At 40.4% G+C, this 12,492-nt stretch carries 12 protein-coding genes; 1 reads left to right on the plus strand and 11 read right to left on the minus strand.

Going from position 1 to position 12,492, the window contains the following annotated elements:
- Window positions 1-169: 169 nt before the first annotated feature.
- The 3 genes from M3226_RS23785 to M3226_RS23795 form a co-directional block, all read right to left on the minus strand.
- A complete protein-coding gene (locus tag M3226_RS23785; RefSeq protein WP_251571133.1) occupies window positions 170-1,525 on the minus strand; it encodes a TrkH family potassium uptake protein in 1,356 nt (451 codons plus the stop codon).
- 219 nt (window positions 1,526-1,744) lie between these two features.
- A complete protein-coding gene (locus tag M3226_RS23790) occupies window positions 1,745-2,632 on the minus strand; it encodes a YitT family protein (protein ID WP_251571134.1) in 888 nt (295 codons plus the stop codon).
- A 564-nt stretch (window positions 2,633-3,196) separates the two neighbouring features.
- Window positions 3,197-4,006: a prohibitin family protein gene (locus M3226_RS23795; protein WP_251571135.1), complete on the minus strand. Its 810-nt coding sequence runs from the start codon at window positions 4,004-4,006 to the stop codon at window positions 3,197-3,199.
- A gap of 230 nt (window positions 4,007-4,236) precedes the next feature.
- Between M3226_RS23795 and M3226_RS23800 the strand changes: the two genes are divergently transcribed.
- Window positions 4,237-4,743 (plus strand): hypothetical protein, encoded by a 507-nt coding sequence (locus M3226_RS23800; protein WP_251571136.1) that lies wholly within the window; start codon window positions 4,237-4,239, stop codon window positions 4,741-4,743.
- A 214-nt stretch (window positions 4,744-4,957) separates the two neighbouring features.
- Here M3226_RS23800 and M3226_RS23805 read toward each other — a convergent pair whose 3' ends face one another.
- The 8 genes from M3226_RS23805 to M3226_RS23840 form a co-directional block, all read right to left on the minus strand.
- A complete protein-coding gene (locus M3226_RS23805) occupies window positions 4,958-6,310 on the minus strand; it encodes a TrkH family potassium uptake protein (protein ID WP_251571137.1) in 1,353 nt (450 codons plus the stop codon).
- A 125-nt stretch (window positions 6,311-6,435) separates the two neighbouring features.
- Window positions 6,436-6,819, minus strand: a complete 384-nt coding sequence (locus M3226_RS23810; protein WP_251571138.1) for a hypothetical protein — start codon at window positions 6,817-6,819, stop codon at window positions 6,436-6,438.
- Window positions 6,820-6,839: 20 nt separating this feature from the next.
- On the minus strand, window positions 6,840-7,214 hold the full coding sequence (locus tag M3226_RS23815) for a transposase (RefSeq protein ID WP_308211980.1): 375 nt from the start codon (window positions 7,212-7,214) through the stop codon (window positions 6,840-6,842).
- Window positions 7,215-7,508: 294 nt separating this feature from the next.
- Window positions 7,509-8,666 (minus strand): UxaA family hydrolase, encoded by a 1,158-nt coding sequence (locus M3226_RS23820; protein ID WP_251571139.1) that lies wholly within the window; start codon window positions 8,664-8,666, stop codon window positions 7,509-7,511.
- Window positions 8,663-8,977: a UxaA family hydrolase gene (locus tag M3226_RS23825; RefSeq protein ID WP_251571140.1), complete on the minus strand. Its 315-nt coding sequence runs from the start codon at window positions 8,975-8,977 to the stop codon at window positions 8,663-8,665. The genes M3226_RS23820 and M3226_RS23825 overlap by 4 nt, the downstream gene beginning before the upstream one ends.
- A gap of 21 nt (window positions 8,978-8,998) precedes the next feature.
- A complete protein-coding gene (locus tag M3226_RS23830) occupies window positions 8,999-10,123 on the minus strand; it encodes a UxaA family hydrolase (protein WP_251571141.1) in 1,125 nt (374 codons plus the stop codon).
- 53 nt (window positions 10,124-10,176) lie between these two features.
- Window positions 10,177-11,307, minus strand: a complete 1,131-nt coding sequence (locus tag M3226_RS23835; protein ID WP_251571142.1) for a 2-keto-3-deoxygluconate permease — start codon at window positions 11,305-11,307, stop codon at window positions 10,177-10,179.
- 196 nt (window positions 11,308-11,503) lie between these two features.
- Window positions 11,504-12,463: a fumarylacetoacetate hydrolase family protein gene (locus M3226_RS23840; RefSeq protein WP_251571143.1), complete on the minus strand. Its 960-nt coding sequence runs from the start codon at window positions 12,461-12,463 to the stop codon at window positions 11,504-11,506.
- Window positions 12,464-12,492 lie beyond the last annotated feature (29 nt).

The raw sequence follows: 12,492 nt of genomic DNA on the forward strand, positions 1-12,492 counted from the left end.
ATAGTATTTAGCGTAGGCGGGGCTTATACTAATTAAAACATGAATTTATTGAATTTTTTTATTGACAATAAATGAGTATCAACAGATAAAAGAAAATCATAGGGAAGGTCTCATGCTGCATAATGATGAGACCTTCCCTTTTCCTTTTATTTCTTCTCATTCTCGTAAATTAGCCAATAATGATTCGCTCTTTTGGGTATTGATAATCAGTTTTAATGGGTTTACCCCCTATTATTAATAAAAATGCAAAAATACCAATTCTCCCAATGAACATTAAAATCATAATAATAATTTTACCCATCGTACTTAATTCCGCAGTGATTCCCATCGAAAAACCAACCGTCCCGAAGGCAGAAGACACTTCAAATATGATCTCGATTAAAGAAAAAGTCGGTTCCAAGATCGTAAGAATAATTGTACTAACACAACAGAGCATCATCGCAGTTGCAATGACAATATAGGACTTGATTACATCCTCCATGACAAGTTCTCTCTTAAAAACTTTTATGGTCGTATTTCCGTTAGCAAAATAATAGATACTTAATAGCATAATCGCAAATGATGTCGTTCTTATTCCTCCTCCAGCACTACTTGGAGAGGTTCCGATAAACATAAGGATGCTTAAAATCAAAAGTGTAGGGGTGGAATACTCATTAACATCCATTGTATTAAGTCCACCATTCCTAGAAGAGACCGAATAAAAAAGAGAATAGAAAAAAGATTCGTGCCAGGTTTTATTGGCAAAAAAATGATTATATTCACATAGATAGATCAGAATAGTACCTATAACGATTAAAACCAGAAAAGTTAGCGTCGTTATTTTTGTAAATAAGGAAAAACGATAAGGGATCTTCTTTCTATGTTTAAAAAACTGGATAACCTCCATAAGCACGGGAAATCCAATCGCCCCTATGATTAACAACACCATTGTCATCACTAACACAAAATAATCGTGGGCAAAGGGAACTAGCGATTCTCCCGTAATATCAAATCCAGCATTCGTTGCCGCACTAACAGAGGCAAAGAAACCTTGTAAAAAAGCTTCTTGCCAAGTAGGAAAGTATTTTAAAAAGTATGTTCCAAAAATAATAGCCGCTACAAGTTCAATGATAATAAATAGCATAAGAATATTTCGAACGAGTTTAACGATTCCAGAAAAAGTGGGGAGGTTCTGATCCGTCATAATAAGCATTCTTTCTCTTATTCCTATACGTCTCCCAATTAAGAGCCAAATAGTGGTTCCAAGAAACATTATTCCGATGCCGCCAAATTGCAAAATGAGAGCAAAAATAAATGTTCCCGGAACACTAAGAACCTCATTAATCGCAATGGTCGATAACCCTGTAACACTAACGGCACTAACAGCCGTAAATAAGGCATCAATAAACGATAATTTAGCATTCGGTTGTTGTGTGATCGGCAGCATTAATAAGATGGTTGAAACAACCACAGCCATTAGATAATAAATAACGATTATTTGAGCGGGCTTTATTGCGTTCTTTTTTTGTTGTTTTATAATTTTCATGTTCCACCATTTCTATCTATTTTAAGCAATATATTATATCTAATATAACCAAAATTCACCATTACATTGCCCTTCATTTTGTTAAACTAACCCGATTCGTACACTCAATAACAAAAAACCGCCAAGATAATATCAGATTGGATATTCAAACTTACACTGTCAAAGAAAAAACGTCTCCACTTTTAGTAGAAACGCACGCGTGACATCATAGACATTGTATTAATGAATGTCTTTTTTCTTAAATCGCCCGCCATGAACGGAAGATACATCCGTAGTAATGATAAATGCTTGAGGATCTAACGCTCTAATAATATCTTTCAACTTTGTTTCCTCTAACCTTGTAAAAACACATAAAATAACACGTCTATCTATACCACAATAAGAACCCTCTCCATGTAAATAAGTTATGCCCCGACCCAAACGCTCTGTAATAGCCTCCGCAATCTCAGTATTATGATCACTTATGATATACACCGATTTCATTTCCTCCAAACCTTTTTCTACAATATCAATGGTTTTAAAGGCAATATAATAAGTAAGCATCGAAAATAAAGCATTTTCTAACCCGAACACCACGGCTGCAACGGAGAAGATAATCACATTTATAAACATGATGATTTCACCTACAGAAAATGGTGCCCTCTTCTCAATTAAAATCGCTAATGTTTCTGTACCATCTAAAACTCCACCATTCCTTAATGTTAAACCAACACCAAACCCTAATGCCACCCCTCCAAAAACAACCGCTAGCAGCCTATCATGGACAATCGGACTTACATCATGCATGAAAGAAGTGGCCACAGAAAGAGCGATAATTCCATACAACATACTAAGAGCAAAGGTGCCGCCAATTTGCTTATACCCTAAGAAAAAGAAAGGTAAGTTTAAAATGATTAGAAATATGCTAAGGTTGATTGTTGTCACATGACTCAAGATCATGGACAGGCCTGTTACTCCCCCGTCTATCATATGATTTGGAATTAATATGGCTTCTAACCCGTAAGCCATAATGGTTGAACCTAAAGTAATAAAAAAAGCTCTTTTGACGATATTTTTAACTGTGAATTTTTCACGGTCAATTTTCTTTTTTCTTTCCAGTGAATCCATAAAAGCTTTCCCCCCACTTTCTTTCGAAAAAATGCGATGCCAATTCGGCATCGCTTCAGTTTTACCTATTTAGACACTTAAATTATAAAATAAAATGGCGGCTCAATACCTTTCATGGGGCATAGAACGTTAATCAACCTTTTTGGTGCTCCTCGTGCCCAATACCATTATAGTGCCATTATTCCTATTTCAATATTCTTCCACCACGATGCCCCATTAATTGAAGAAAAAAGCGATCCCTCATATTAGAAGGATCGCACCCGTAAAATAAAAAGTGAATATTCATTTTTCTCGATTGGAGTCTTAGGAATAGGTATCGTAAGGATCATTAGTATCGATTGAATTGCATCATCACTTAGCCAATGAACTTTCGTTCTCCGGTGAATTGATAAGAACAAAACCCGTTATCTCATTCTTAAAACTCCCTTCGAACCTATGAAGGGAGTCTTCTTTGTTAATCCTCTACACGAGTCTGGTTAATTTCCACTGCACCGAATGGAAACCTGACTCGTTCTCAAAGGAAGCATGAGAACCGTCCCCCTGCACCCATCTTCCCTTTTCATTTTATTTCTCCTCAGCAGTAGTCCCGCTCAAATCTATAAACGGGGTAGCTCCTCCAGTTACACTTGGAAGACGTCCATCCCACTTTTCCAACGCCTTTTCTTGAACCTCAATTTGTTTTAATTGGATTAGCTCCGGTGTGACTTCCTGCTTTTTTAATCTTAAGGCCTCTGCTTCAGCACCCGCTTGGGTGATTTGCTGCTGCGCTTCAATCTTGATTCTTTCCAAATCCCTTTGTGCCTTTAACGCATTTTGTTCGGCCGTCTGTTTCAATTCAATGGCTTTATTAAATTCCTCACTGAAGGCGAATTCTTTAATATTAATATCCTCCAGGATCATATAATACTTGGTTAATTTCTTGGACAGCATATCCTTCACTTGAGCAGATACTTCCGGGCGTTTTGATATTAACTCTTCAGCGGTATATTGAGCTGTAACCGCTTTTAATGATTCAGCAATCGCAGGATCCACGATGCGAGCGCGATAATCAGGACCGATTTCTTGGTACAGCTTATTTACGGCACCAGTATCAACCGAATAATTGACAGCGACATTTGCTGTGACCATTTGCAGGTCCTTTGAGGCAGCGGTCTGAGAACTTTCTTCTTTTTGAACCCGGACCTCAACCTGTTCCACATTTTGAATGAACGGAATTTTAAAATGAAAGCCCTCCGTTAATATTGTTGGCTTGACTGCCCCTAATTGTAAAAGAACCCCTCTATACCCAGATGCCACTGTTGTGCCTGAAAAAATAAAAAGCACAATAACCACAACCAAAATCAAGCCGCTTATAATGAGTTTGTTATTCTTCATGATGCCTTCCCCCCCTCCTCAATAAATATATGAGCAAGGGGACGGTTCTCATGCTTCAAAAGAAGCATGAGAACCGTCCCCTTGCATCTTAGGATTGATTTCTCTTAAAAGAGGGTAACTATTATTTAAAGCAAAAAATATTTTACTAGTATCTCCTATATCGACACCGTTTTTAAGGCAGACCAATTATATTTTAAGTGTAGACAAGTATTAAAGAGGGGGAATTACGCATGAAGATACAAAGATCAATTAAACTATTCTTTTCCGTACTAATGATTTTTACTTTGTTATTATTGCCCTCAACGATTTCAAAAGCATCCGCAACAACCAAGGTTTCAAAACAGTCAGTAACAGAAAAAGCACCCACCTATATTACTTCCTTTACATACGAACATGGTAAATGGGTGGGGAAATTTGATTATATACAATGGTATTTCGGCAAGGCTGCTGATCGAGAATTTTTAAAGGACTGTCATTGCAGTAAAGAAATGGATCATGCACCGGATGGATACTGGATTCGGAACGTGAATCCGAAGATACGCACCTTTACCATTTCAAATAATGCCCAATATGTTCTGCAGACACGAAGTTCATACGCTATTAAATGGAACGAAAAAGTAACTAGAAGTCAGTTTATCACCTTTTTGAAACAGCAAGATAAGCATCATCAAATTCCTTATCATATCGAAGTAAAAAATGGTGTGGTGACGAAAATCACACAACAATATATACCTTAATCGTATGTATGCAAGTTCTATTTATGAGGATTTGGTTGAAAAACGGCCTCAAAAAATCCGGGAGTTTAGATGAGTATCCTTCATTAAGGAATAATTAAATAGAATTACTTACCGGAGAATACTTACAGACAAGATATAAAAAAGCCTATCCGTCCAAGAACGGATAGGCTTTTTTACTATTGAACTGCAACAAACTCTGAAAATCTTATTTAAATTAGCCAATAATGATTCGCTCTTTTGGGTATTGATAATTAGTTTTAATGGGTTTACCCCCTATTATTAATAAAAATGCAAAAATACCAATTCTCCCAATGAACATTAAAATCATAATAAAAATTTTACCCATCGTACTTAATTCCGCAGTGATTCCCATGGAAAATCCAACCGTCCCGAAAGCAGAAGACACTTCAAATATGATTTCCATTAAAGAAAAAGTCGGTTCCAATATCGTAAGAATAATCGTACTAACACCACAGAGCATCATCGCAGTTGCAATGACCATATAGGACTTGATTACATCCTCCATGACAAGCTCTCTCTTAAAAACTTTTATAGTCGTATTTCCGTTAGCAAAATAATAGATACTTAATAACATAATCGCAAACGATGTCGTTCTTATTCCTCCTCCAGCACTACTTGGAGAGGTCCCGATAAACATAAGAATGCTTAAAATCAATAGAGTAGGAGTGGAATACTCGTTAACATCCATCGTATTAAGCCCGCCATTCCTAGAAGACACCGAATAAAAAAGCGAATAGAAAAACGACTCATGCCAGGTTTTATCGGCAAAAAAATGATTATATTCACATAGATAGATCAAAATCGTACCAATAACGATTAAAACCAAAAAGGTTAGCGTCGTTATTTTCGTAAATAAGGAAAAACGATAGGGAATTTTCTTTCTATGTTTAAAAAACTGGATGACTTCCATAAGAACGGGAAATCCAATCGCTCCTATAATTAACAACACCATCGTCATCACTAACACAAAATAATCGTGGGCAAAGGGAACTAGGGATTCTCCCGTAATATCAAATCCAGCATTCGTTGCCGCACTAACAGAGGCAAAGAAACCTTGTAAATAAGCTTCTTGCCAAGTAGGAAAGTATTTTAAAAAGTATGTTCCAAATATAATAGCCCCAACCAGTTCAATAATCATAAATAGCATAAGTATATTTCTTACGAGTTTAACGATGCCAGAAAAGGTCGGGAGGTTCTGGTCCGTCATAATAAGCATTCTTTCTCTTATCCCTATACGTCTCCCAATTAAAAGCCAAATAGTGGTTCCAAGAAACATAATCCCGATACCGCCAAATTGCAGAATGAGAGCAAAAATAAATGTGCCCGGAACACTAAGTACCTCATTAATGGCAATGGTTGATAACCCTGTTACACTAACGGCACTCACAGCCGTAAATAAGGCGTCAATAAACAATAATTTAGCATTCGGCTGTTGTGTAATCGGCAGCATTAATAATATGGTAGAAACCACTACAGCTATCAGATAATAAATCACGATCATTTGGGCGGGCTTTAGTGTCCTTTTTTGTTGTTTTATAATATTCATGTTTCACCATTTCTATCTATATTTGAGCAATGTATATATCTAATATAACCTAAATTCACCAAAGGAAGCACAGGGACGGTTCTCATGCTTCGGAAGCATGAGAACCGTCCCCGTGCACCACTCCATCACGCTTTAAAAATCAAACTCGCCGACACACCCAATATTCTCGCTGCCTGCCGTTGCGACAGGCCCTTGATTTTTTTGACTGCTTGGAACACCTCATTTCTTTGCAGCTTTGGCAAGCTCTTGACCTGAGCTATCTCTATTCCACCAAGCACGTCCTTGATCATAAGCCTTGCCTCTTCATCTGATAATCTTCTTTTATAATTCTCCGGTTCATCCAAACATTGAACATTTAGATATCTCTCATTAAAATCAATGAATTGAGCTTTTGCAATGGCTAAATCATCTGAAAAAAACTTAAGTATGTATTGGCAATCAACCAGACTTTTGGAAACCAGATGATTTCCATAGTACCCAGGACAGCTGCTCCATCTCCATTCATTCACCTTGCCTACCATCCCAGCTTTTACTGGATTTTGAGGATATAACTCACGACCGTCAATATATACCGAACATCTTCCACATTTTCACTTCTGAATCGGCCCTGAAAAAGGTGCCCGTTTGTTTGATACTTCCAGTTATAATAAGAAACAAAGCTTACACCGATCCGTTTCATGGTGGTTGAAAGTGGTTCATTTCCTTCTTTGACAAGGAGATGGACATGATTACCCATCAAGCACCATGCAAAAATTTTTAATTCTGATTTGATTTTATATCTCTCCAAAATTCTAAGGAATGTTAAGCAGTCCTCCTCCTCATGGAATATTTCCTGTCGGTTCGCTCCTCTCAACATTACATGGTAAATACCGCTCCAGCTTTTTACGCGAGCAACTCGAGGCATCTCTATCACCACTAACCTATTCAAGATTTTTTACATTCGAAAAAATAAAGGAATTCATAAATTGGGGATTAACTAAATCTTTTATTAAATGCGAAGGGATAAGTCATTTGTAGATTGAAAAAGTGTAGTTTAATTAATGGAAAAAAAGAGAAAAGAAATAAGAGGGTTTTCCAAAGTGTTAAGATTTTACGAGAAGTATAATACAAGTCTATCATATACAAATTTATCAAAGCTTTCACCACATTTTTAACATTAAAAAGGAAGCACGAGAACCGTCCCCATGCTCCCACTTCTCTATCTAGTTTCTGCCAATCGCCAAATTGCAAATTCTTGATTTTTATGTCTTTCGGCCGCCGTCAACTTGCCGCCTGCCGTTTGCATGATCAGGTCATAGATTTCTTGACCAATTTCCTCAATCGTATTGAGCCCTTGAATGATTTTTCCGGCATTCACATCAATATGCTCCGACATGATTTCATAGAGTCTTGGGTTAGTTCCCACTTTAATCACTGGGACAATAGGCGAACCTGTCGGCGAGCCCTTCCCGGTCGAAAACAAGACAATTTGAGCACCACCTGCAGCCAGGCCCGCAACCGATTCCACGTCATAACCCGGTGTGTCCATAAAGACAAACCCTTTTTCTGTTGGCTTTTGTGCATAGGCGATCACTTCCATCAACGTCGAATTCCCACCCTTTTTAATACAGCCTAACGATTTTTCCTCAAGGGTCGTTAACCCGCCTGCCATATTACCCGGCGTTGGATTGGCCGAGCGAATATCTTCACCGGTGTCGCGGATTCGTTCTTCGTATTCTCGAACAATTTTTAAAAAGGCCTCCCCGACCGCCGGACTAACAGCTCGTTTGGCCAAAATATGCTCCGCTCCGATAGCTTCGGTCGTCTCCGCTAAAATACTGGTACCGCCATCTCGTACAACCGCATCCGAGCACGCCCCAATCGCGGGATTAGCGGTGATTCCGGACCATGCATCCGATCCGCCGCATTCAAGCCCAATAGTCAATTCTGTTATATCGGCCGTTACCTTTTCTTGGGCATGGCTTCGTTCGACTGCCGTTTCGAGCCATTGCTTTCCTTCCTTCAAAATGTCTGAAATGCTTTTATCCTTTTGAAAAGTAATCGAATGGACATAACAGCCCTCTTCCTTTAAGCTTTCAACAATTTCCTTGGCGGGGTCGTCATTGCCCATCCCTAAAAGAAGGGCGGCACTCACATTCGGATGCCCGGCCGTACCCTTAAGCGTTCGAATCGTCTGATCTAAATCCTCCGGATATTGGGCTTTTCCTGCCTGATGGGAAACAGGAATAACCCCCGGGACCAACTGAGCCACTTTTTTCGTAAAGCTGGCCAACTCTCCAACCGTATTCATCACTATGACATGATTTCGTACCCCTACACTTCCATTCGCCCGCCGGTATCCTTGAAAGGTCTTCATGGCAAGTGAACCTCCTTTCGCGTGCTCAATCGTTCCTCTTCCTTCAATCCACGGACATTGAAGACATGCACATGGAAACCAGGCTGAATATCTTCTGTAGCAATCCCCATACATTCCCCATATTTTAGGATTTTTCCATCCTTAGGGATCACTACCGTCGCAATTTTATGTCCATAAGGAATCGTCTTCCTAACTTCTACAGTTTCATCGCTCCCTTGAATAGAAAGCCATTCACCCTCACTTATGTTCCTAAGTGCCACGGCTACGTTATCATTCTCATTAAGCTTCAGTGCATTGTATTTTTGGCTCATTTCGTTCCCACCATCCTTTGTTTAAAAAGTCGTACCTACATGAGGTATAGAAAACTCACCGAGTTCCAGTTGTTCCAGACATGTTTGCTTACCGGAACAAATCTCGAGGAATTCTGAGATAACCGCTTCCACTTGAAGAGAAACAGGTTCGGATGTAACGGTGTAATCAATTAACTCATCAAACGCTTCGTTTTGATGCTGTGGTGCAATGGTCATACAAGGCAATGCCAGCGATCCCGTCAACACCCCTCTATTGCTGACAATTAATACAAGGTTACAACCGCTCGAAGCCATATTCGATAAGGCCTCTACGATATTGCTTGGAACTGTTATCAAATGAAGCCCTTTTTCAGCGGGTATTTCGCTATATCCGAGCACACTTTTTATTGATTGGGTACCTGTCATCTCCGCTTCAAGACTGGCAAGTGTTTGTTCTGGTTCTGAAAAATTATCATGAGTGAGCGAGCCGTTGCTGACTTCCTTCCATCGTCGGCGCTGCAATCCCTCACCGGCCCGCTTCAAACGATTGCTCACCTCTTCATCATCAGAACGTTGGGATAATAAAAGACCCGCTGGTTCTAAAGATTGTGAAAGGCCAAACAGGACATTTGCTCCCTGCTCCACTAAACTGTCCACCACCCCGCCTATAACAGGAGCAGCTTTTTCTAGGGAACCTTCATCTAAATCAACCGGTAAAATGCCAACCGACAGTGAGGAGATTGGCAGGCGCTCCCGCTGTTGACTTGATGCTTCCCGTGACCATTGTTCAGCTATTTCCACACCTCTATTAATCGTGTTTTCGCCACCTGCTAGCTGCTGAATCCCGATACCTTTTATCGGCTTGGTTTTTGGAATACTCTCTAGCAAGCCACTTACTTGATTCGTTTCGCAGCCTAAACCGACCAGCAGCGAGGCATAAAGGTTGGGGTTATCTGCGACCCCTGCTACCATATTTTTCGTTAATTTAAAATCGTCGCCGAGCTGCGCACAGCCATTACCATGAACAAATGGGACCGCACCATGAACCTTTTCGGCAATTTCCCGAGCCACTACACTGGAACAGACCACAGAACAGATCACCCCAATATGATTCCTGATTCCTGCCTTCCCATCATTTCGCTTGTACCCGTTAAAAGAATAGTCCAACGATATCGCTCCCTTCATTTCCAGCAAATAAATAGTAGAAATACTGCAAAAAATCAACCCAGATTTTCTTCGATACTGGTTTTCACTTCGGATGTTTGAACCTCATTGTGGAACTCTACTTTCCCATCGATGCCGCGTCTCCTTTGATACTTATCAGCCAAGATAACAGCAATCGGAACTAGAAAGGCCGTCGTAATCGTCGAAATGGAGATTTGTGCCGATGCTATTGCCACAAGGCCATGATATACTTCTGCATCAGCAGCAGACATTAACCCTGAACCGCTGGCAACCGTTGCAGCCGCTGCAATCGCTGCAGGTGTGGCCACGGCATTTCCAGCCGTAGAGGCTTCCGCCCAAGGGGCAATAATACTTTTTTCACGGAATAGCTTGAAGGTAAGAGCCATCGTACCTCCTGAAATAAGAACGGTCATCAGTGCAAGAACCACGCCAGCCCCAACTACCTCAGGGTTAAAGAAGCTTGCCAAATTCATACCGGCCCCTAAAGCAAAGGCAAAAAACGGAATAACCAACGTTTCTCCAGCCGCTAAAAAGTTGCGGATTTCGTGATCCAAATTCCCTAATAACATACCAATTAAAATCGGCAATAAGACAGCGATAAAAGCAATAAGCGGGAAGTTGGCACCCATCATACCAAGTGCCATCAAGGTAAAAAACGGCCCGTCATTCAGGGAGAGAATAGCCGTTGCTCCAACATCCGAACGATTTCCATATTGTCCCGTCAACGCCGCAAACATTCCCCCGTTACCATTTGTCATCGCGGCAATAATCGCCATCGTCGATAGACCAAGGAAGCCATGAACGGGGTCGGACAGTATCCCCCAAATCATCCCGATGGCAAACCCAGCTAAATACTTGGAGGACGTCAATAGCACACCCTTCTTAAGTGCTTTTCCCCCGACACGGAGATTCATTTGGCTCCCGGCGCAAAACAAGAATAAGGCACACAGGGTGGAAGCACCATCCTTAAATAACGCCTGTGTAAAACCTCCGATTTTCATAAACTCATAGTTTCCATCCTCGTTAGGAGCCACTCCCAGTGATTTGAGGAGATCCATTATAAAGGGAAGATGCAGTTGATCAATCGTATTAAACAAGGCTCCTGCTAGTAACGGGACAACCATGAGGCCGCCAGGGACTCTATCAATTGTTTGTTTAATTTTCATTCTTTCACTCTCCTGTTTATATTTATAGATTTGAAAAAACAGCAGTGTAATCGTTTACAAATAATCTATAGGATTTCTGTTCATTCTTAGAAGAGAGTGGAGGCTGACTCGTAAGCAGGTTCACCTCACAACTCCATCGTATGGGGTCTAAATGCTTATCCTGAGTCAGTCGGTTTATAACATATCTAGAAGAAATTTACTTAGAGGTTAAAAGGGTCTTGTCTGATGAATGTTGGATGTTTTTTGAATCATTTTTTACATGATTAGTGAGCGTGCCAATTTTTTCAATGGAAATGGATAACATGTCTCCTTCCTTCAACCACACTTGAGGATTTCTGCCCATTCCTACTCCTGGAGGTGTCCCCGTTGCAATCAGATCACCTGGCTTTAACGTCATGCTCTGAGATAAGTAGGAAACGATGGTTGGAATCGTAAAAATTAAATTCGATGTATTGGATTGCTGCATCATTTCATCATTTAACGTCAGCGAAATGTCTAGCTGATGCGGATCTCCGACCTCTTCTTTTGTGACTATCACTGGCCCTATAGGTGCAAAAGTATCCGCCGACTTTCCACGAGACCATTGGCCGTCTGCAAATTGAAGATCTCTGGCACTGACGTCATTCATAATCGTGTAACCAAACACATAATCCTCCGCTTCCGCTTCTGACACACACTTTGCTTCTTTTCCAATCACAATCGCAAGTTCTGCTTCATAATCAACTTGCTGGGAATTGATCGGCAGTACAATGGCGTCCTTATCTCCAATGATGGTATTGGCATACTTTGAAAAAATAACCGGTGAGGGTGGCGGCTCCATGTTGGTTTCTCTACAGTGGTCTAGGTAGTTTAGACCGACACAGATGATTTTTTCCGGCTGCGAGATGGGGGCTAATACCTCTACATCCGCCAAGGAGGTCTTATTAAGGTCCTGTTTTTCCGAATCATTCTCATAACACTGAAGAAGGGCTTCTATATAAGGAAGCAAGGTTTCACTTTGTTCAATAAACTGCTTCATATCATCAGGAATCACCCAGCCTTGTGAAAGCTGCTCCTTGTAACGTGCATTCAAATCGCCTGCATGTAAAACTTGATCTCCTGCTGCAATGATTCCAAGCTGTGGACCCGATTCACTACGGTAAGTAACGAATTTCATCTTAAATTCCTCCCAGTAATTTTTTAAGA

The organism is Neobacillus cucumis (assembly GCF_023715505.1).

Bases quoted from the DNA above. Each gene is read 5' to 3' on its own strand.
- M3226_RS23805 (WP_251571137.1), bottom strand. From the start codon at position 6,310: ATGAATATTATAAAACAACAAAAAAGGACACTAAAGCCCGCCCAAATG.
- M3226_RS23795 (WP_251571135.1), bottom strand. From the start codon at position 4,006: ATGAAGAATAACAAACTCATTATAAGCGGCTTGATTTTGGTTGTGGTT.
- M3226_RS23790 (WP_251571134.1), bottom strand. From the start codon at position 2,632: ATGGATTCACTGGAAAGAAAAAAGAAAATTGACCGTGAAAAATTCACA.
- M3226_RS23785 (WP_251571133.1), bottom strand. From the start codon at position 1,525: ATGAAAATTATAAAACAACAAAAAAAGAACGCAATAAAGCCCGCTCAA.
- M3226_RS23800 (WP_251571136.1), top strand. From the start codon at position 4,237: ATGAAGATACAAAGATCAATTAAACTATTCTTTTCCGTACTAATGATT.
- M3226_RS23840 (WP_251571143.1), bottom strand. From the start codon at position 12,463: ATGAAATTCGTTACTTACCGTAGTGAATCGGGTCCACAGCTTGGAATC.
- M3226_RS23825 (WP_251571140.1), bottom strand. From the start codon at position 8,977: ATGAGCCAAAAATACAATGCACTGAAGCTTAATGAGAATGATAACGTA.
- M3226_RS23820 (WP_251571139.1), bottom strand. From the start codon at position 8,666: ATGAAGACCTTTCAAGGATACCGGCGGGCGAATGGAAGTGTAGGGGTA.
- M3226_RS23835 (WP_251571142.1), bottom strand. From the start codon at position 11,307: ATGAAAATTAAACAAACAATTGATAGAGTCCCTGGCGGCCTCATGGTT.
- M3226_RS23815 (WP_308211980.1), bottom strand. From the start codon at position 7,214: ATGCCTCGAGTTGCTCGCGTAAAAAGCTGGAGCGGTATTTACCATGTA.